Here is a 22508-nt window from a genome sequence, read left to right as displayed (position 1 = left end):
TTCAAAACAATGACATATAAATAACAAATATGGAAAAAACTATATATACATTTTCTTTATTTTTTCTATTAGCATGTGGTAGAAAAGAAACAATCACACCATTGAACATCTCACGAGATATTCAACCATCAAGAAAAATTCAAATACAAGAAAAATGTTTCTCAAATGGAATATATCGTGATTCTGTTTTATTTTTTATTGCAGAATGTTCTCCTGAAGATCGTTACATTTACATGTTCAACGATTCTCTCCAAGAAATTTCCCGTTATGGAGAAAAAGGTCGGTTATTCAACGAATTCAACATGCCTTTTTTTTACAGGAACTGTAAACTACACGAAAAAGATTCGCTCATTCAGATATATGACCTTAACCTATTCCATGAAAAATATTTGAATGAACAACTTGTCAACACGGCTTATGATTTCATCAATGGGAGAAACCTTCCATCAAAGTTATATTTTTCAGAAAATCTCAACCAAATTGATAATAATACCATCATTGGCAATACGATAGAAATAAATGATGGCATATTCTTCATTTACAACTATGACACAGATTCCATACATTGGGTTAATTATAATACAGGACTTTATTTTAAAAATCCCGAGATTAGATTTGCAGCCCATAAAAACATCACCTGCGCAAATTCTCAAAAAAAAGTTTTATATGTTGGATATAGATTCCTCGATCTTATCCAATTATATGATACAAATGGAACATTATTAAAAAACATTCAATTTTCCATGTTGAAAAAACCATTCCAATCCAAGCAACATACAGGGATATCATACGACAATCCCATCTATATCATAGATATGTATGCAACCCCTGAATATTGTTATTTATTAAGAGCGAACATGCCCATCGAACAACTTAATGCTACCCAAGATCATCCTTGTCAAATTCTTATTATGGATTGGGAGGGAAACCTAAAGAACGTATTGCAAATACCATTCTTTATAACTCCTTTAGTTGTCAATGAAGACAACACGAAATTATTTTCTATATATCCTAACACCAGCGATCCGGAATATGCCTATTTAGTCGAATTTGATATCTAAAACATGAAAAACATATTATAATGAAAAAAATAATTACAATAATTCTTTGCACTATTTCTATAATAGCATGTAAAGAAAGAACCATTTTTACGAATGAGCCCATACAAATATCACATTTTCCTAAAACAATCACCCCATCAGCTGAAAAAATAGATATCGAAATAATAGGTATTAATAATTTGTACATCGTAGACACCATTTTACTCGGTTTCAAAGTAAAAGGAGAGGATGGATTCTTCACGTGTTATTCTTTACCTAATTTCAAATTCTTAGGAAATTATATATCTGCAGGAAGAGGTGCCGATGAGTTTTTAACCTTAACCTATAACAAACAATTTGCAATCGATTCGTCAAACGCGAAAATATGGATATCGAGCCATCTAACCCGTGAAGTGTCCGAAATAAATTTAACATCATCTATAAAAGAACAAAAAGTCGTGTTTGAAAAAAGATTTTTTTTAGACTCTATCACTGATTCATACTGGTTCAATATAAATGACTCCATTTTCGCCACCTACCCGTCAACGGACAATCTTTACTATACCGTATACAATTTAAAACAACAACAACTTGTAACGCAAAAAAATATCTTCACTAAAGATATAAAATTTGATGCTTCAATTTACGACATAATCGGGACAATATCGCCGGATAAAACAAAAATGGCACTAGCCATGTTTAATATGAATCACATCATTATTCATTCAACTAACGGTGATGAAATTATCCCCTTAACAATATACCATACATCAAATACACCACACGAAATTTCACAACAGGATTTCATGGACAGGAAAATATTCTATTCAGACATTAGAACCGTAGATAAATTCATTTTTGCTCTATACATAAATCATTCAACAAAAGAAATTCGAGAGGCAAACAAAAGTGTTGAAATACATGTATTCGATTGGAATGGAGAACCTATATACAAAATTATCATACCAAACTATATCCGCTTTTTTGACATTGATCAAAATAACGGATACATCTATGGATTAAATCCTTATGACGAAGAAATTTATAAATACGATATTCGCAATTATCTCAAATAAACCATATATATAAAACATAACACCCCTAATTACCCAACTTATGAAATTAATCTATTTACCCTTTATCATTTTCTCCATCCTATCTTGCAAAAATCAGTCAACAACTCAAATTGAAAAATTACACATCGATAATATCATTCAAATAAAAGGAGAAACCATTTCTCAAATCCCGGCAGGATGTTACATGGAAGGAATCATAAAAGATACATTCCTGTGTTTACAAAATAGCTGCTCTGAAAAACAATTTCAAATCTTCAGCAATAACTCCAAAAACATGCTATACGAATTTGGTGCTACCGGCAGAGGACCTAATGAATTTCAATTTCCGTTGATCATCAAGAGTGATACAAACACCTCGTCCCTATTAATCCATGATTTAATACATAATCGTTTAACCCGGTTTTACTTAAAAAACGACACCTCTATCCATAACACGATATTACCCCCCGAACTAACCCGCTCGCAAAATTTAAATATCATAGATTCAACCTTTGTCCTATCTCCCATAGGCGAAGACAGCGTACTATTTTACCTTTACGACAAACACGCCAAGATTATAAAAAAAATTGATTACGAACCTCAATTTTACGTATCAAGAAGAGGGAATAAAAGTGATGCCTACGCCCATATACTTTCAGCAAATGCCCAACATAACAGCATCATTGCGGCATTCAAATATATTAATTTGATTAATTTTTATCACTCTGACGGCTCTCTACAAAAAAGCCTTTCCCTTGACCTCGCAAATGATGAAATTGACTACTCCGAATTTCAATTATCAGAGGATATGCTTGTCACGTCATATAAAATGTATAGTACCCCCCATTTTTGTTACATACTATGGACAGGCTTCCCAGCAAATAAAATATATAACCACCATCCTTATCTCCTAGTATTTACTTGGAATGGGATGCTGGAAAAAGTTTATCAATTTGACTTTTTTGTAAACTTTATCATTGTTGACGAAGCAAATAGACAATTCCTAGGCGGAGTAGATTCCCCCAAAAGTGAATTGGTTGAAATTAAAAGATTCAACTATTAATACCTATAAAATCACCCCTTATGAACAACAAAATACAAATCATCATTTTACTAGGTTACCTTCTTTCCGCTTGTAACGTCACGCCTAAAAATCAAAACAACACGCTTGTTCCATACCTACTGACGGACAACGGGGTAAACTCTAAAATAAAACTATCCGAAATAATTACCCGACACTACCGCGTCATCCCTCTCGAAACAAAAGCAAAATGCCTGGTTGGCAAGATCGACAAGATCATAAAACGGGACAGCGTATTCTATATATTATCAAACGAGAGAAAAATAGAAACATTCAACCAGGAAGGCAAACACTTGTCCACGTTGGAAAAAATAGGACGAGGGCCGGACGAATACACGTACATCGGGGATTTTGATGTTTACTCGAAAAACGGCCAGAAAGAGATATGGCTATGTGACATGAATTGCATCAAAATATACAACGCCGAAACCATGCAACACGTGAAAAGCATCTATTACCCGTTTGTTGTCAACAAGTTCAAGAAAACACCGGATAATTACATACTACTTATGACGGGACAGAACAAAAGCCTCATCTCCCTATCCGACCCGTCTGGAAATATCATCGATTCATGCGTAAACACGAAAGTAACCAACACGATGCTCAAACCCGTGCAATTCATCCCTTACAAAGATAAATTCATCTACCAAATCGACCTGACAAACAGTTGCGTATCCTACGATCCGGAACACAAACAATTTCAGGAAAAATTCATCGTCAACACGGAAAATAACTGGTTGAGCGAGCTACAATATGATGCACTGTTCCAAGAGCACGAATATGGTTTCCTTAAATACCTGAAAAACTACACTTTCATAAAAACCCTCCGGTACATGAACAAAAAACTATATATCGTGTCCCACAAAGACAAAAAACGTTATTTACACATCCTCTCTAATTCAAAACAACAAACCATACAATTTGCACCTAACACCAGAATCATAAATGATATTTTTTCATCTGACAATAACTTGAATTTTATCTCATCACTAAATATGGGAGAAAGTGATGATAGCATACTTCTTATCTTGGAACCTTCGGTCCAAGACATTCGACAAATAAAAAGAGGAAGTGATTCTCAAAGAATCATCTCCAAGATAAATGAAAATGACAACCCGGTAATTCTGGAATATTATTAATCACACCCCCAACCATAAATAACAATATATAATCTATCCCCATGACAAAATCAATACTATACTTTTCCCTCATCTGCACCCTAATACTCGCCTGTACCCGCTATCCGGCGGGAGTGGAAGAAACACTCTCACAAGCCGGGAGAAACCGGGGAGAGTTGAAAAAAGTGCTGAACCACTACCTGGAACACCCGGAAGACTCCTTGAAATACCAAGCCGCCTGCTTCCTGATTGATAACATGAAATGGCACCTATCAACCGAGCAAGCCGTTTTTCCCGACTCCTCCCTGTTCGAATGGCACACCCGTTTTGACAGCCTGTACACGAACATGATGCTCGGAATCCCGGATTCCTCCTTGCACACCGATCGTAACCGGGAGAGATACTGGCAACATTCCTACGTGGCCCGGCAAGTGGCAAGCGTCTTTCCACCCGACACCCCCACGATCGTCAAAGGAACATTCCCCGACCCGCGATGTATTTCTTCAGCGTTTTTGATCTCGCACATTGAAAACGCTTTCCGCGCGTGGCACACCTCCCCTTATGCCTCCTACCTCACGTTCGAGCAATTCAAGGAAATGATCCTCCCCTACCGGGCCGTAACCGGGTATCCTTTTTACGAAAACGGGCAAAGGTTAAACGATATGTTCCGTAAACACCTTGACCAAAGCGACGAGAAAACCTATGCCAAAATCATCAATCGCTACAACCTTTACAAAAACGGCATCCATCAGATGTTCCCCTACTACCGGCAAATACAACACGTGGGGACCTATGACATGTTTATCGGACAAAACTACGACTGCATATCCATGGCGGATAACTTTTGTCACGTGTTCAGGGCCTACGGGATCCCGACCGCCGTCGATTGTAACCTTTCTTACCGGGAAAAGAGCGGGAGACATTTCCACTGTACCCTGCTGGACAGCACCGGAAAACGTTCCAAATACAACCAAACCACGAACCACGCGGCCAGCGAACCTTCAACCTCCGCTTCTCCCAGCTTCTTCAGAAACACGTTCGGCGCGCAAGACGACAGTCCCTTCATGCTAAAAGCGGAAGGAGAAACCCTGCCGGACTATTTCGACACCCCCTGCATCCGGGAAGTGACCGACGAGAACTACCGGGTAACCCCGGTACAACTCCCGATAGGGAAAGAACTATCCAACAACCTGGTCTACCTGTACACGTTCAACGCCTCGCAAGGCCTTATCCCGGCCACGTGGGGAACCGTGGATCATCAACACCGGAAAGCCCGGTTTAAAAACGCGGTTTATAACGTCCTCTATTTTCCCGTCTACCTGAAAGGCGACAGCATCATCCCGTTTGCCTCCCCCTTCTACATCACCTCCCCCGACACGCTCTACACGTCCGCCACGCTCGTACCCGTTTCACCCGAACAGCCGGAAAAAAGGGGACAACTCCTCTTGCAACGCAAATACCCGGAGAAAAAAGCTTTAAAATACCGGGCAAGCCAGATGATCGGGGGACGTTTCGAAGCAGCCAACCGGGAAGATTTCAAGGACTCCGTGTTACTCGGCACGATCACCACCACCCCCATCCTCAACGTGCAGGAAATAACCCCGGAAACGTGCAGGCCATTCCGCTACTACCGGTACGTGGCCCCCGACTCCTTCCCCAGGAGCAACATGGGACTCCTGGAATTCCTCACCGACGAGTACACACCCGAAGATTCCTTGAAACCGGCCACGGCACTCCCCGTACGCTCTCCCGGGGAAACCGACCGCGAGCGGACAGAAATACGCTATTGCAAATTACAGGCCGACACCAGCAAATACCGTCGCCTACGATACACCTACGCCTACTATGCCAGCATGCAATACTCCTCACACGAAAAAATCGACCTGATGCCCTTAAAACGCCCCATGAAAGTGAAAAAGATACGCTACGCCCCGGCAAACGCGGAAAACCACATCGTCGCGGGTCATACCTATCAACTCATGTACTGGGATAACGGCTGGAAAAACGCGGGCATCCGATCGGCTCGCTACAATTTCCTGCAATTTGACAACGTGCCGCTTGACCGCATCTACTGGCTGCGAGACCTAACCGCCGGAAGAGAAGAACATCCCTTTTTGTACAAGGACGGGAAACAACTATTTATCTACCACGATACCATCGTGCCACGGGATACAGAATTTTATCACGTTAAAACTCATTTTTAATCACACGATATTACTCCCTTTTCAAATATAGTGACCCGGCGGGCTTACCCCCATTCTGCCTTCCCCTGCCGGATCACTACATGTACCATAGCAACACCATCCTCCACGTCTCCTCATCACCCATTTACCTCCACATCCATCAAATTTCACAATATCATATCAACTATTTCATTCAAACAGCAAAATTGTCTCACTTTGGCACGAATTGTCAGCACGTTACCGTCATGCTACCCGCCCCGGTACGCCTTACCTTTGTCAACAGAAAATCACGAGATACCCGACAACCCGAAAAGAGTTAAGCGGGAATTCAAGGAGAAATAAGGCACGACAAAGGAGTGGTTGACGCATCGCCCTCGTTTCATAGCCGTTTGGCAACTGACTATGATCCCCCGGCACCACGTCAGCACGAGATGCGGGATAGCCTTTTTCCCGCCGAATTGACCCCGCGATTTCGCGAATTTCAAGATAAACAAATAATGAACTTTAAAATTTTAATAACATGGCAAAACATTACAACTCGCTACTAAGAGGCCTGAGCGGCCGGATCGGTAACACGATTTTCTACAGAAACGGCAATCAAGATTGCATCCGCTCCTACCCGCTGGAATATCACGACGCGAACACCCCCGAACAGCAAAAGAACCGGAAACGGCTAACCGTGGCCCTGCGCTTCTACCAGCAACTCAAAGAGACCTTGCTCAAAGAGGTGTGGAAAAACGAGGGACATCGCCAGAAAACAAACGGGTACGCCCTCTTCATGAAGAGAAACATCCACGTGTTCACCCCCGAAGGGAAAATCGCCGACTTCTCCCGCTTGCAAATCGGGATCGGCAGACGACAAGATGTCAATAACATGGCGTACTCCGTCAGCCCGGAAGATAAGGTTACCCTGCAATGGGACGACAACTCGGGTTCCCCCACCGCCAAGGCTACCGACCGTCTGATCGTGGTCGTGCTGTACGGCAACCGATCGTTCACCCCGGTTGTTCTCGACCATCTCCCGTTCCTGCGGGAAGACGAGATCGCCACGTTTTCCCTGCAACGCAAAAAAGGGATCAAAGCACATATCTATTGCTTTTTCGCCTCGCAAGACTATACCCATTTTTCAAACGACAAATACTTTAAATTATGAATCGACACGAAACATTAAAAGAGTACCTAACCGCTCTCTACCGGGCTGAAGCCGTGGTTACAGACAACCCGTCGGCACCTCTTTATTTCAACGGGAGCCGCTCCCTGACCGATTACCGCATCCACTTGCTTGACGTGGAACTACCCATCATTACCTGCCTAAGAAGCATCCGGCAGGAAGAAGAAAAGGATGACGCGCTGGCCATTTCCGTTCGGGTAACCCTGTTGGAGCTGCAAACCCTTTTCGGGGAAGAGAACGGACAGTCCACCCACCGCTACTTGACGATCACGCGCGAGGGCATACCCATCGAACGGAAACTCCTGGGTGCTTCGCAACTGGAATTGCTCGAAGAGTATCTCCGTTTGCAACAAGCCTCCTTTCTACGACAAAAGAAATGGTTTGATTCCCGCCCGATCCCTTTACCGTTTCCCGGCACGTTACGGGGCAACGCCACGGACATCGCCGAGCTCATCGCCTTGCATATCCACACGTCGCTGGCGATCGTCCCTGCCAACAAGTACCGGATCAAGGAATTTATCCTATATTTCTGCCAAGCATGGAACCTGCCCGCGGAGAAAGATTACCACACGCTGATCAGCCACACGCTGGCCCGCCCTCACCCGACAGCTTATATTGAAAAACTGCTGAATGAATTACAGAAACATGTCGAACAACTAGATTGTAAAAGAAAATGATACAAATAGAAAACAACACGGACATCACGGAAAAAATCGTCACGATCCTCCACCGGCTATCGGAACATCTTCAGGGGTTCACGCAAGAGCTAACGGAAATCCGGGAGTTCATGAAAAAAGCCACCGGGGACATCTCCCCGCCATTGCTTGACAAGGAAGCACTGTGTCGAAAGTTGAACATTGCCGAACGCACCTTGTACCGGGACATTAAAACCTACAACATCCCCGTTCACAAACTCGGCAGCCGGCTCTATTTTTACTGGGAAGAAGTGGAACAATCCCTAAAACGCGAAAAAGTATGAGAACGGTCACGAACCTGGTCAGCGCGGTAGGTGACATCGTCAACCGCCTGACACTCCCCGGAAGGGAGAAGAAACAACTGGAAACAGACATTCTGCGCCTGCTGATTGCCGTCGAGGAAAAAACCATTTCGGAACAGGCTGCCGCTATCCGTGAAGAAGCCCGGGGCAACTGGCTGCAACGGTCGTGGCGACCGATCGTGATGCTGGTCTTCACCGTGATCGTTCTTGCCGGAACGTTCCTGAATCTGCCGATACTCTCCGATACCTCCCGTTTTTGGGATTTACTGGAAATCGGGCTTGGCGGATACATCATCGGTCGAGGCGGCGAACAGCTCGTCAGTTCCCTCTTCAAACGTTCCCAGAAATAACCCGCGTACTCATTCTAAATTTTAAACTCTAAATTCTAAATTCCCCATTCACCCCGTGGATATTCTAAACCACCGTCTGGTTGACTGCGAGGCAGTTCACCTGACATGCTCTAAAAATACCCGACCGCTCGCGCCCCCGGACACCATCGTCCTGCACTACACGGCAGGTTCAAACGGTCTGGCATCCGCTCACTACCTGACCCGCCCCGACGTGACGGCATCCGCTCACTACCTGACCCGCCCCGACGTGACGGCATCCGCCCATCTCGTCATCGACCGGAAGGGTGACATTATCCAGCTCGTGCCTTTCAACGTGGAAGCGTGGCATGCCGGGAAAAGTTTTCATCTCGGAAGAATTAACCTGAACCGCTACTCCATCGGCATCGAACTTGATAATCTCGGCAAACTTCGCCGGGAAGGTGAAAGATTCATCGCCGAATGTGGCAAGGATGTACAACCGTCGGACGTGTTCGTCGACGAGGCGAACGGGCAACCCACCTATTGGCACCGCTACACGGACGAACAGCTTAAAACGGTGGTCCTCGTGTGCCTGTTACTGATGGACCGTTACCCGATCCGTTATCTCCTGCGCCACTCGGACATCACGCCCCGGAAAATCGATCCGGGGCCGGCCTTCCCGCCGGAGCTTCTGGAACTAAACCGATAATTCAATAACAACGACCTGCACCTCGAACGAGGGCCCGCGGGCGAGAGGCAAGGTCTATTTATTCATTTTAAAATTTCAAACCGTATGGCAAAATTCAATTCTTACCTTTTAGGTAAAGTCAGAAAATCAGTGGGCAACATCACCACGTGTATTTTCAACAAAGAGAACATCGCGAAAGCCAAAATTTTCACCCGGAAGGACGTGAAAACCCCGGAAATACTGGCGCAAAGGGCTAAAATGAAAGCCATCGTCAGCATCGCCCGCAAGTTGCTCCCCGTTATCCGGAAAGGCTTTGTCGGCGTGGGACGAGGCACAACCTCGAACGCTTTCACCTCTCTCAACATAAGTCTGGTTGAGGTTGACGAGCAATATAACACCACGGTAGATTTTGAACGCCTGCTCTGCGCGTCCGGTCCGTTGTACACGCCGAAAGTCGGTGTCAGTTACAACGAGTCGAATAAAACGTATGCCTTTTCCCAAGAGATGCAAGACGACGAAGGCGACGGTTTCTCCTGCGCCAACGACAAGGTGTACGCCGCCCTGTACGAAACCGCACTCAACCAGACAAGGCTCGTGACACTCCGGGAAAGAGCGGGAAGCGGGGACACGAGCGTCGATCTCCCGGAAGACTGGGATCCGACCAAAGTACACGTCTACTGCTTCGCCACGTCAAAAAACGGGCGCATGGCTTCCGACAGCCGACACTTGGCAATTGCTTGATTTATGATTTCAGATTAGACGATTTCCACCCGCTAATCAACGTTTTCAAACATAAATCGTCATTTTCATTCTAAATTTTAAATTCTAAATTCTAAATTATTACTATGAACATTTATTTTTTAATCGGTATGTTTTCCACCTTGAGTCTGAACACGTTCCTCACGCAAGTATCCGACAGTTTGCTGGCCGGAAGCGTGAGCCTGCTGGGCGGAGTGTTAAGTTCCATCATCGTCGCCTGGCTGAAAAATCGCTGGCACATGAAACGTTAACACCCGTACTGTAGCGGCTACCCGCTAAAAGGAAGATCCCGAAAAGTTTTAATCGACTTTTCGGGGTTTACTTTTCCGCGTCAATAAGTAGCTTTGTTACACTTATACATTTTACGAACATGACAATAAACGACATAAAGGCTTTGATTGGTTCCGGTGAGTCACAAACTCTAGAGCTGAAGAATTACTCCTGCAACCATCAAGGAACCTCATGAATCATATCCATACAATCTGAAAATTCCATCAACAGGTCTCAAGCATGACCTAAGTACGACCTAAGTACAACAACTAATTGAATTTATGGGCGATGACTATATGGATATGAAAGAAATAGTACCACGTCAAGCGCCACTGAAAATTCTCATAATCTTATCATGTTTCCTTTGCTTTTTCTCCATTTTTTAGTATATATTTGAGGCATTATCCACTTGGGGAGAAGCGTGAAACATCTGTATGGTAACTACATGTTATTTTTACTCCTGAATACGTGAAACACGGGATGAAACTATATTAATCTTATACAAATTTATCACTTATGAAAAAAGTTGTCTTCAATATAATCACATTCTTGTGTATTGCCGCATGCTCGTCAAACAAAGAACAAGATAATCTCATCACAATTCACCTAGATCCGACATCCCGTCAAACTGTAAACTGGGAACAATTATTTGACACGGCATCTATGCAAGTAATTCCTCTTGAAACAACAGATCAATCTTTATTAGCATGGGTAGATAAAGTGATAATAACAGACACGGTGTATTCCTTTTCTTCTAACAATAGCATATATACATTTAATCAAAATGGGAATTTTTTATTCAAAATAGCCCATCAAGGAAGAGGTCCCGGGGAATATCTTGTACTAGATGACTTCTACATAGATGAAGACAATCATTATTACATACTTGACAATAACAGTTTTAAAATCATAGAATATTCCTCAAAAGGAGAGTTTATAAATGAAATAAATACAGGACTATTCGGTCTCGCATTCACAAAAGTATCCAATGATTTATGGGCTATATATATCGGTTCATCAAAATCTCCTGATTCCCACTGTCGTTTAAATTATTTTTCTAAACAAGAGAAAAAAATCATACATGAATTTATCGAGATTTCAGACAATGAATTAAACTGGAGACATTTTAAAGATAACAATAACTTCATACACAGGGATGCAAAAAATTTATTTTTTACCTATTCCCTAAATGATACAATCTACCAATTAACAGAAAAAGAACTCATCCCTTGTTATCGATTTGAGTGTGGGAAATACCAAATACCACAAAAGGTGCTAAAAGAATCGTACAATGATGTTTCCGATTTTATCGAAATGATTAAAAATCATGATTACGTGACCCGTATTACCCCGGTACACCTCACGGACAAAGAAGTCATGTTCGGCTTTCAATATCAAGACGATTACCTACATTCGCTTTATCAACGTCATACAACAACAATCATAAATCACTATCAGAATTTTCTTGGAATTCCCCATTTTTCTATTTCAACCCAAGAGGCTATTTTTCCCTCCGGATATCAAAACGATTATTTCTATTATCTGATCGACCCCGCCTTTATTCCCGACAAATTTAAAAATACATTTTCACATATGCACAAATTGCCAAAATTAGAAGACAATTCAAATCCCATATTATTGAAAATTAAATTATTATAAAATTTAAAACATGTTTGAGAGAATACATATTATAATCTTTTTAATGATATTTGTTTCATGTAAAACAAATTCTCAACAAGGTAATATCAATAAAAAAACACTTTATTCCGATTTAGACCACGAACATTCTATTCCTACAGAAAAGTTTTTTTCTAAAATAGAAGTTATTCCTTTAGAAACGCAAGAGAAATCCATCATACGAGGTATTGATAAAATCATGGAATACCAGTCTTGCATCTATATTTTAGATCGACGACAAAAAGCCGTTTTGATATTTGATGGTCACGGGAAATTTATCTCAAAAATAAATTCTATCGGTAGGGCTCCTGACGAATTTTACATTCTAGAAGACATTGAAATTAACACGTTTAGAAATACATTAGAATGTTTAGATCCCATGGGAAAAATTTTAACTTACGACCTTATGGGAAATTACCTCTCCACCATTTATTTACCACATCCTCCCATGGCATACCATTATCTACATGTATTGAATCAAGATTCCATTTTGTTGTACACGAACCCGACAAGAGATAACGACTACACGTTTAGAATTTTTTCTCGTCAACAAGATACGATTATAACCCAATTTTCAAAGCAAAAGAAAATTATCACCGGAGAATGTAAGTTGCCCGTACAAATATACAAGGAGAGGCTATATTTCACACAAGCATTCAACAATGAAACCTACCAAATCTCTAAAGATACGCTTTTATTCGCTTACGAGTGGAATTTTGGGAAATACACCTACAATCTATCAAAAATGAAATTACCCGATTTAACAACTCCTGAAGAACAGATCAAGTTTTATAACGAAGTTATGTATTCTCCCAAAATTCCATACACGTTCAATCTCAATAGTCAAAACGATCAATACTATTATTGTTCGCTTTTTATGAAAAATAAAATGCTGCATGTTTTCTATAACAAAGCAACAAAAGAAACTACCGTTTTTTCTACAACAAAGGAGAAAATTGGTATTTATCCATTTTATATGGATAACGAAAAAATCATCGGAATGACCGATGAAGATTTGATGCCTATAGCATCGCTAATTGATGCAAAAAGTGCATGTATTACAAATCCGGAAGCATTAACGGATAGAACGGAAAATTCCAATCCCGTGCTTGTAAAATACTATTTCAAATGAAACCCACTCACAATCTTAAACGGAGACCAATAGAAGCATTGACAAGAGGAAATTCCAGCAACATGAACGTACTCTATTTCATTGTATGTTTTGTACTTCTATATCAATGCAGGAACGCCCAGCATATAAAAGATCAAACCATCATTCATTCTGTTATAAAAGAAGATTTTCAAGGAATTGTTGCCGATTCTCTTTTCTCTTCTGTAACATACATTCCATTAGAAACATCAAAAAATTCTTTACTTGTAAGTATAAACAAAATCCATATTCAAGATAGCACTATATATATACTAGATAAAAAACAGAAAGTCATTTTTGCCTTCGATTTAGAAGGAAAATATAAGAATAAATTAGATAAACTCGGTAGAGGTTATGGTGAATATCTTTCATTAGATGACTTTTTCATCACGGATAGTACGATTTACATTTTGGCATCTGATCAACAAAAAGTTTCCGTCTACAATTTAAATTTCGACTTCAACTTTGATTTCCCTATTGCTACACATGGGACATCCATTACATTCAACAATGACAGTCTATTTATTTTTACGAACTACTGTTCTACAGAATTACAAAATTTTTATATATACAACAGGTTTACAGGAGAATATTTAAACAAATTCGGTCCATTTCCCAAGAAACAGCTAGGAATTGCATATAGACAGACGACCTTTGCTAAATACCAAAATTCCGTGTATTGCTTTTTCCCGTACGACTACTCTATCTACAAGTGTCATGAAAAATTAGAAAAAGTCTGTAATATCAATTTTGGAAAAGATTACATGTATCCAGAAAATTTTAAAAATTATTCAGACGAGGAACGTATAAACCATATTATGCGGTATTCTGATCCCCTTCAACAACCCATTGGGAGAATAGATAATTTATTTATATGCGACAATTTTCTCTTTTTCACTTTCGTGAAAGGCATCTTTCCCTACATTTATTTCAAACACACGCAACAAGATGGCGCTCACGTTGGAGGTATTATTAATTCTCGTCAATTCCCACTAATAAATAATGATTTCATTTATATTGACGAAAACACGTATATATGCTTTTGTCAAGCAGAAACAATATTTTCCCTTGATAAAAAAGGAATTCAATTACCTTCAAATTTACGACCTATAAAAATAGATGACAATCCTATTTTAGGTTTATACAAATTAAAAAAAAACTAACATGAAACTGATAATTATCATAGTAATACAATGTATCTTATTAAGTATTGTCATAGCTGGACAAATTAAACTACATCAACAAAATCATTATTTACTACAACTAGAAGAAAAATACATCGAAACAGAAAAAACAAAAGACCTATTTCAGAAAATAATTGGAAATTTTTACACTTTTGAAGGATACTCAGAGCAAAACTATTCGGGTAAAGATGAGAATGGGAATGACCTTGAGCTTTCTAAGATAATTAATAATGATCAGCCTATATTAATTTTCAAATATCAAAATACAGATTGTTCACATTGTATTGAAAAAGTATACGAACAAATACAAGATGCTATATTAAGCATAAAGGTTCTATTCATTTCAGATTTTCAAAACTTTACATCAATGAAATATATAAAGGAGAAATATAATCTGAAAAATGTTATGTTCTTAAGAATTGAAGATATGCCAAATACAACAATTACACCTTGTGTCTATCTAATTAACAAAGATATGAAAATAACACATTTTCTTTCTATAACTACAAATGATATAATTCTACCCTCTTATTTAAAACAAATAAATTTATCAACAGGAAACATTATCAATTAAAAGATATAACTCAATAAAATATTGAATCAAAATTCTCACAATCTTATCATGTTTCCATGCTTATTTCCAGAAAGTTTTCCTCAACTTTGGGAAATAATAAAAAAGAACCCCGAGATGATTAAAATTGAATGTGACAATAGCGTTGAAAAGCAAAAAATACTCCTTACTCTATTACCTTGCACTATATTCCTATTATTATCCGTTATTACCTCTTGTAAATCATATCCTCCACAAGAGGCAGAGAATTCTATAGTCTGGAAAGTTGACCCACACACCAAACTATCCTCCTACATTGATTCAGTAGAATATATCGTGTTGGAAACACATCCGGACGGTCTATTTAACATGATCGAAAAACTCGTCGTACAGGATGATAAAATATTTATTCTCGATTTCCGAAATCGGAATCAAGTATTGGTATTCGATACCACCGGAAAATTCCTGTTCCCGGTTGGAGCCTTAGGACGAGCCCCAGGAGAATTTCTTGAAACCCGCAATTTCACGGTGGATTCAAACCACATCTATATCATCGACAACTACCAATCCCGTTTATTACTATACGACCTGAATGGGGCCTACATTGAAACCAATCAATTACCAGGCGTCTTCTACGACATCGCCATTCTGGGAAATGGCGACTACATGTTCAGCTGGCAACCACTCAAAGATCTGCCCGTGAAAAAAGAGAATAAAATCACCATTACGGACAAGAATCTAAACATGAAAAAGGAATTATTACCGACGAATGAATCCGATTGCTGCAACTTGTCCAAACTCTATTTCTTTACACAAAACGATGACAACATCGTGTATCACACCCTATTATCCGACACGATCTACCTGTTTGACCGTCACGATGCCTTCACGTTCTCAACCTTGACGATAGATTTCACCGCCCATTCCATCCCCATGAAATGGAAACAGGACTATTCGAAAGTCACGGAAAACCATCAATACCTGTACACGACACCTTTTGTTACCCCTAAATATATCCTTGGAAGTAATGACTCCGAACCATATCTTATCGATCGGAAAAATAAAAAAGTCATCGTGAATAGCAGGGAAAAAGACGATTATTTTCTATTAGAGCCAGAATTCGCGGAAGGAAACAACGTTTTCTCCTATCTCTTAAACGACACGTACCAAGTCATGATAAAAGACGGCATGAAAAGAGCCCCGGAAGAAATAGAGGAAAAATTGGAAAAGGATCATTATGTCCTAATCAAGTACATTCTCAAATAAAAAATTACTATCTATGAAAGCTCCAATTTACATTTTACTTATAGTCTTGGTAACCTCATGCAATAAAACCATTGATATAAAGGGTAAAACACTTTATACCGATTTAGACCATGCCCCATCTATACCTACAGAAAAACTTTTTTCTAAAATAGAAGTTATTCCTTTGGAAACGCAAGAGGAATCCATCATACGAAGCATTGATAAAATCATGGAATACCAGTCTTGCATCTATATTTTAGATCGACGACAAAAAGCCGTATTGATATTTGATGGGCACGGGAAATTTATCTCAAAAATAAATTCTATCGGTAGGGCTCCTGACGAATTTTACCTTCTTGAAGACATTGAAATTAACACGTTTAGAAATACATTAGAATGTTTAGATCCCATGGGGAAAATTTTAACTTACGATCTTACAGGGAATTACCTCTCCACCATTTATTTACCACATCCTCCCATGGCATACCATTATCTACATGTATTGAATCAAGATTCCATTTTGTTGTACACGAACCCGACAATAGATAACGACTACACGTTTAGAATTTTTTCCCGTCAACAAGATACGATTATAACCCAATTTTCAAAGCAAAAGAAAATTATCACCGGAGAATGTAAGTTGGCACCACAAATATACAAGGAAAGGCTATATTTCACACAAGCATTCAACAATGAAACCTACCAAATCTCTAAAGATACGCTTTTATTCGCTTACGAGTGGAATTTCGGGAAATACACCTACAATCTATCAAAAATGAAATTACCCGATTTAACAACTCCCGAAGAACAGATCAAGTTTTATAACGAAGTTATGTACTCTCCCAAAATTCCATACACGTTCAATCTCAATAGTCAAAACGATCAATACTATTATTGTTCGCTTTTTATGAAAAATAAAATGCTGCATGTTTTCTATAACAAAGCAACAAAAGAAACTACCGTTTTTTCTACAACAAAGGAGAAAATTGGTATTTATCCATTTTGCATGGATAACGAAAAAATCATCGGAATGACCGATGAAGATTTGATGCCTATAGCATCGCTAATTGATGCAAAAAGTGCATGTATTACAAATCCGAAAGCATTAACGGATAGAACGGAAAATTCCAATCCCGTGCTTGTAAAATACTATTTCAAATGAAACCCACTCAAATACCTCGCAATTTACAGTCCATAAAAATAGACGATAACCTAATTTTGGGAATATACAAATTAATTATTTCAACGAATTAATCATTATTCATCCATCACAAAATACCATATAAAACTATGAAATATTTAATATACATATCAACTATTTTATTTTTGAGCTGTCAGTCTCTTCCTCCTCAAGTCCATATCATAAGTAAATTTCCACGTACTCTAAATGTGGAAGGAGAACCGATAACATCATTTGATAAAGAGCTTGGAATCATGAGTTTGCATGTTACAGACAATTATTTCTTATGCGGCTCACACAGAACGGATCATCATTTCTCTGTTTATTCTAAAAATAATATTTCAAAAATTACGGATTTATGCAAAAAAGGCCGTGGACCCGGGGAATTCATTGCTCCAGCCTATTTCTCTCAATATAAACTCGAAAACGGGGAGACTAAAATATGGATACTGGACAGAGGTAACTCCATGTTTCACTTAATTAATATTGAAAAAAGCATACATGAAAAAAAAACATATATAGAAACCACTCTTTCTCTTGCAGACTATAATAGACAATCGTTCAGAGAGCTTTTTCAACTAAATGATTCCACTATATTCGGTACTGAAGATTTCAAAGAATGCAAGCATTTCTATATAAACTTGCGAGACTCCGGCATCAAGTATATAAATCCCATGTTCAAATTTGCAGATGATCCGGACCCATTTCCCATCGCTCAAACCATATCCACCATCAACCCTAAAAACAGATATATTGCATCCGCATATTTCAACTTTCCTCAAATTGATCTCATTAATAACACGGGGAATATTTATAAAACAATTCTGTATAATGAATACATTAATCCAAGACACGTGACACCTCTACATGCAAATGAAGAATATTATTCTACTATCAGCAGTGATTCTGACTACATTTATGCACTATATAACAGAGGAAATAGCCTTGTTGACGAGATAAAAACGACATCTTCCATTTTCGTTTTCTCATGGGATGGAGTTCCCGTGTGTGAAATTAAGATCCCTTATGCCACCTATCTATGTGTTGATCCTATAGAACACATATTATATAGCATAGATATTAATAAAGAAGATCATATCGTATCAAAACTTTCTTTACACGAATATAATTTTTCCAATCTATGAAAATATTAATTTACATTTTAGCCGCAATTTTGGTAATATCATGCAATAAAACTATTGATATAAAGAGCAAAACAATTTATTCCAATTTAGACCACGAGCATTCCATACCTACAGAAAAGCTTTTTTCTAAAATAGAAATTATATCGTTAGAAACCAATGAACAATCCTTGATACAAAGCATACGTAAAGTCATAGAATACGATTCATGCTTATATATACTTGATTCTCGTCAAAAAGCAATACTCATTTTTGATACGACCGGGAAATTTATATCAAAAATTCACACCGTAGGTAGAGCCCCTTCTGAATATTTTTTACTCTACGATATCGCGATCAACACGTATTCAAAGACATTAGATGCTCTTGATCCCATGGGAAAAATTATAACGTACGATCTTAAGGGAAACTATATTTCTAGCATACATCTACCACATCCACCCATGGCATACCATCATATTTCAATTTTAAATAAAGATTCCATCCTATTACACACAGAACCCCGCATTACAACAGATTATACATTTAGAATTTTCTCGAGAAAGGTGAATTCTATCACGAAACAATTTAATAATCAACAGGAATCTATAGCGTGGCTAATGAAAGGAGTTCTTCAAGTCTATAAAGATACTTTATATTACTCGCAAGCTATACATCATGAGGTATACAAAATTATTCGTGATTCACTACATCATGCTTATTCATGGAATTTTGGAAAGTATTCGTATGACATCAACAAAATGCAACTCCCGAATTTAACAGACCCTACAGAAGAAATGAAATTTTATAAAGAAGTCATGTATTCTTCAAAAATTCCATACACTTTTCGTTTCAGCGGGCAAAATGACCAATATTATTATTGTTCCATTTTCATGAAAGAAAAAATGGTTCATGTTTTTCATAACAAAATGTCAAAAAAGGATATTGTTTTTTCCACCATGGAAGAGAATATCGGAATTTATCCACTAGCTATTGATCATGAAAAAATAATCGGAATCACGGATGATGATTGGATGCCATTATCCGTCTTGATGAATGAAAACGCGAATATTTCAAATCCAGAAGTATTTAAAGAGTTAACCGATAATTCAAATCCCATTCTTGTAAAATATTATTTCAAATGAAACCCTCTCAAATACCTCGCAATTTACAGTCCATAAAAATAGACCATAACCTAATTTTTGGAATATACAAATTAATTATTTCAAGGAATTAATCATTATTCATCCATCACAATATAGTTTGGTGGGTATAAAATGTAAAGATCATGAATTAAAAACAACTTAACAACCTAATAGACAACACAAATCACATTTTTGTAATATATACTCAAATAAAGCTCTTGATTGAAAATTCTCATAATTCTCTCATGTTTCCTTTGCTTTTTCCAAAATTTTTAGTATATATTTGAGGCATTGCTTTTACTGCTAAAAGATATAAGCAAATTTATAAACCCGAGAGTAAAGGCGATGCCGGAAAAGTTCTTCGCAAAAACGATCCCGACAATCGCCTACCCTCTCCTAAACAATGAAAGGAGGTCGAAAAATGTAAAAAAATATTGAAAAAATAGTCATATAATATTTTTAAGTAACATAAGTATAACAATTAAAATTCTTAATAATGAAAAATAGTATTATTATTTTAGCGTCAATTCTTACACTTGCTATTATTATCAGTGTCGGAATGAATTTTAGCATAACTACTAAAACTACAAATCTTTCAATGAAAAACATTGAAGCATTAGCTGATGGAGAATCCTCTCTCACGGGATATCAAAATGCAAAACGAATCTATTGCGTCGTACCTGCTGGCAAAACAGGATGTATATCACAATTTGGAAGACGATGCAGTGAAGACATATTCTGTACACATTGAAAATATAAGGTGCCCTTTGAAAGGCACCTTATAAAACATTCTATATAAATAAAAAATATACAATGAAATATATTATACCTTTCATATTATTTTTATCTATTTCAAGTTGTAAATCAACCAATAAACAAGCAAATGAGGTTGTGAATAGTTCAAAAATAATACCACAAAATAACATTTTAACTTTAAGTTCCATTTTCAATAGTTACAAACTTATTCAGTTGTCTGGAATTACCTTTACAAGTATACAAAAGGTTGAATTCATAGATTCATTATTAATTATAAAAGGGAAAGCAGCTGATTCAGAGCTTCATATTTTCAATGCAACAGGGGAATATATCCAATCTATAATAAAGACAGGACGAGGTTCTGAAGAGACTTTAAATATTCAAGATTTTATTATAGATTACGATAAAAGAAATGTTGATATTCTATGTGATTATGGAAGAAAAATTATCACCTATTCTTTAGAGAAAAGAAAAATTATCAATACAACCGAAATCTGCTCCGAAATATTTTCAGCTCAAAATTTACAAAAAATAGATTCTAATAGATATATTTTATATAAACAATGTGGCTTTACAAATGACAAAGAATATAAAATCAATATTTATAATATACAAAAAAACTTTTTGGAAAATGGTTTCTTACCAATAAATAAAAAATCTAGTGAATATATTTCTTTTTCTCAATACAATAACCTATATAAAAACAACAATAACTTTTATTTTTACGAGACTTTCATCGATACTATATACCAATGTACATCCCAAAAAATAGAAGCATATTGGTATTTTGATAAACAAAAATATACTTTCCCTCAAAAATTATTATATAAAGGGTATCAAGGGCTAAATGAATTCATTGATATTTGTAGAAACAATCAATATATATGGGGACATATTAATGTTTTTGAATACAAGGATATGTTCTTTTCTCTCTTTAATTACAACAAAGCACTATATCTTAATATTACAAATAAGACAAATAAAGAATCTACATCTTATACAAAGATATATGATGACCTTGTAACAAATGAAAAATTAGAGTTAACACAATTAATTCAAATAGGAAATAATACTAAATACTGCTTTTTTTATATAGAACCATTCGAATTACTTGAAATCATAGATACCAAAAAACAAAAGAATACTTATGCAGAATATAGAGAAAAATTTCAAAACAATTGTCACTTTATTGAAAAACTGAACTTAGACTCCAATAGTATTTTAGTTTTATTAGAAAAAAAATAATCTTATGAAAAAAATATATTTTTACATATACTACTTTATATTACTCATTGTCATTATAATGCTATTTATCAATTTTTTCGAATACAAAAAAATAATCAAGCAATATCATTCTTCCTCAACAAATGAAATCATTCTTCAAGAAACAATTCAAAAAATTCCTACATTTGAGGCATATCAAATTCGAGATAGTATTTTATCAAAAAAAATCGAAAATAAAATAATTCTTTTATTCCCATATGATATTTGCGACGTATGTTTCCAAAGTATTTTTCAAGCTCTTTCCGAGACAGATTCTATAATTAAAAAAAACGTCACAGCTATTGTTTCAAATAAATTCGCTCGGAATTATAAAATTTATGATTCAAAATACAATTTAAGACTTGGGAATGTTTTCTATTCTAATAGTTTAGAAGATCTCTCCAAACAGATAGATAATCATATTCTAATTTTCTATTTTAATGAAAAACAGCAAGTCATGGCACCATTATTAATCAACCAAACAACTAGCTTTTTCACAAAATATTTAAAAAAAATGTACGTTTCATTCATAAAGAAACCGTTATAATTGAATTACGATAAAATTTT

Annotated in this window: 24 protein-coding genes; all 24 read left to right on the top strand. The window is 37.4% G+C overall.

What is annotated here, in order from left to right; translation table 11 throughout:
* The first annotated feature begins 29 nt into the window (after positions 1-29).
* Positions 30-1061, top strand: a complete 1032-nt coding sequence (locus D8S85_RS00525) for a hypothetical protein (RefSeq protein WP_127074696.1) — start codon at positions 30-32, stop codon at positions 1059-1061.
* A 20-nt stretch (positions 1062-1081) separates the two neighbouring features.
* Positions 1082-2116, top strand: a complete 1035-nt coding sequence (locus tag D8S85_RS00520; protein WP_127074695.1) for a BF3164 family lipoprotein — start codon at positions 1082-1084, stop codon at positions 2114-2116.
* A 40-nt stretch (positions 2117-2156) separates the two neighbouring features.
* Complete coding sequence (locus D8S85_RS00515; protein WP_127074694.1) at positions 2157-3158, top strand: BF3164 family lipoprotein; 1002 nt, start codon at positions 2157-2159, stop codon at positions 3156-3158.
* Between the two features lie 20 nt (positions 3159-3178).
* Positions 3179-4315, top strand: a complete 1137-nt coding sequence (locus D8S85_RS00510) for a 6-bladed beta-propeller (RefSeq protein ID WP_127074693.1) — start codon at positions 3179-3181, stop codon at positions 4313-4315.
* Positions 4316-4356: 41 nt separating this feature from the next.
* Entirely contained in the window at positions 4357-6498 is a 2142-nt protein-coding gene (locus tag D8S85_RS00505) for a hypothetical protein (RefSeq protein WP_127074692.1), read from the top strand.
* 195 nt (positions 6499-6693) lie between these two features.
* Positions 6694-6819 (top strand): hypothetical protein, encoded by a 126-nt coding sequence (locus D8S85_RS22070; RefSeq protein WP_262708592.1) that lies wholly within the window; start codon positions 6694-6696, stop codon positions 6817-6819.
* Positions 6820-6997: 178 nt separating this feature from the next.
* Positions 6998-7630: a DUF6266 family protein gene (locus D8S85_RS00500; protein ID WP_127074691.1), complete on the top strand. Its 633-nt coding sequence runs from the start codon at positions 6998-7000 to the stop codon at positions 7628-7630.
* Positions 7627-8325 carry a hypothetical protein gene (locus D8S85_RS00495; RefSeq protein ID WP_127074690.1) on the top strand — a complete coding sequence of 233 codons (699 nt, stop codon included), beginning with the start codon at positions 7627-7629 and terminating at the stop codon, positions 8323-8325. Before D8S85_RS00500 ends, D8S85_RS00495 begins: the two co-directional genes overlap by 4 nt.
* Positions 8322-8627, top strand: a complete 306-nt coding sequence (locus D8S85_RS00490) for a MerR family transcriptional regulator (RefSeq protein WP_127074689.1) — start codon at positions 8322-8324, stop codon at positions 8625-8627. The genes D8S85_RS00495 and D8S85_RS00490 overlap by 4 nt, the downstream gene beginning before the upstream one ends.
* Entirely contained in the window at positions 8624-8995 is a 372-nt protein-coding gene (locus D8S85_RS00485; protein WP_127074688.1) for a 3TM-type holin, read from the top strand. The genes D8S85_RS00490 and D8S85_RS00485 overlap by 4 nt, the downstream gene beginning before the upstream one ends.
* Before the next feature lie 55 nt (positions 8996-9050).
* A complete protein-coding gene (locus D8S85_RS00480; protein ID WP_127074687.1) occupies positions 9051-9662 on the top strand; it encodes an N-acetylmuramoyl-L-alanine amidase in 612 nt (203 codons plus the stop codon).
* Positions 9663-9746: 84 nt separating this feature from the next.
* Positions 9747-10382 carry a DUF6266 family protein gene (locus tag D8S85_RS00475; RefSeq protein ID WP_127074686.1) on the top strand — a complete coding sequence of 212 codons (636 nt, stop codon included), beginning with the start codon at positions 9747-9749 and terminating at the stop codon, positions 10380-10382.
* 104 nt (positions 10383-10486) lie between these two features.
* Positions 10487-10651 (top strand): hypothetical protein, encoded by a 165-nt coding sequence (locus D8S85_RS21375; protein ID WP_172726460.1) that lies wholly within the window; start codon positions 10487-10489, stop codon positions 10649-10651.
* A gap of 535 nt (positions 10652-11186) precedes the next feature.
* A complete protein-coding gene (locus D8S85_RS00470) occupies positions 11187-12329 on the top strand; it encodes a 6-bladed beta-propeller (protein ID WP_127074685.1) in 1143 nt (380 codons plus the stop codon).
* A 10-nt stretch (positions 12330-12339) separates the two neighbouring features.
* Entirely contained in the window at positions 12340-13479 is a 1140-nt protein-coding gene (locus tag D8S85_RS00465) for a 6-bladed beta-propeller (RefSeq protein WP_127074684.1), read from the top strand.
* Positions 13476-14660 carry a 6-bladed beta-propeller gene (locus tag D8S85_RS00460; RefSeq protein ID WP_127074683.1) on the top strand — a complete coding sequence of 395 codons (1185 nt, stop codon included), beginning with the start codon at positions 13476-13478 and terminating at the stop codon, positions 14658-14660. Before D8S85_RS00465 ends, D8S85_RS00460 begins: the two co-directional genes overlap by 4 nt.
* Position 14661: 1 nt before the next feature.
* A complete protein-coding gene (locus D8S85_RS00455; protein WP_127074682.1) occupies positions 14662-15255 on the top strand; it encodes a hypothetical protein in 594 nt (197 codons plus the stop codon).
* Between the two features lie 114 nt (positions 15256-15369).
* Positions 15370-16497: a 6-bladed beta-propeller gene (locus D8S85_RS00450; RefSeq protein WP_172726459.1), complete on the top strand. Its 1128-nt coding sequence runs from the start codon at positions 15370-15372 to the stop codon at positions 16495-16497.
* A 13-nt stretch (positions 16498-16510) separates the two neighbouring features.
* Positions 16511-17638: a 6-bladed beta-propeller gene (locus D8S85_RS00445; RefSeq protein ID WP_127074680.1), complete on the top strand. Its 1128-nt coding sequence runs from the start codon at positions 16511-16513 to the stop codon at positions 17636-17638.
* Positions 17639-17766: 128 nt separating this feature from the next.
* Positions 17767-18801, top strand: coding sequence for a BF3164 family lipoprotein (locus D8S85_RS00440; RefSeq protein WP_127074679.1), 1035 nt, complete (start codon positions 17767-17769; stop codon positions 18799-18801).
* Positions 18798-19922 (top strand): 6-bladed beta-propeller, encoded by a 1125-nt coding sequence (locus D8S85_RS00435; RefSeq protein WP_127074678.1) that lies wholly within the window; start codon positions 18798-18800, stop codon positions 19920-19922. The genes D8S85_RS00440 and D8S85_RS00435 overlap by 4 nt, the downstream gene beginning before the upstream one ends.
* 496 nt (positions 19923-20418) lie before the next feature.
* Positions 20419-20673, top strand: coding sequence for an NVEALA domain-containing protein (locus D8S85_RS00430; protein ID WP_127074677.1), 255 nt, complete (start codon positions 20419-20421; stop codon positions 20671-20673).
* Positions 20674-20735: 62 nt separating this feature from the next.
* A complete protein-coding gene (locus tag D8S85_RS00425; protein WP_127074676.1) occupies positions 20736-21923 on the top strand; it encodes a 6-bladed beta-propeller in 1188 nt (395 codons plus the stop codon).
* A 4-nt stretch (positions 21924-21927) separates the two neighbouring features.
* Positions 21928-22488 (top strand): hypothetical protein, encoded by a 561-nt coding sequence (locus tag D8S85_RS00420; protein WP_127074675.1) that lies wholly within the window; start codon positions 21928-21930, stop codon positions 22486-22488.
* Positions 22489-22508 lie beyond the last annotated feature (20 nt).

The sequence above is a fragment of the Butyricimonas faecalis genome (genome assembly GCF_003991565.1).
GTDB classification, from domain to species: domain Bacteria; phylum Bacteroidota; class Bacteroidia; order Bacteroidales; family Marinifilaceae; genus Butyricimonas; species Butyricimonas faecalis.
This window is presented reverse-complemented; position numbering and strand designations above follow the sequence as displayed.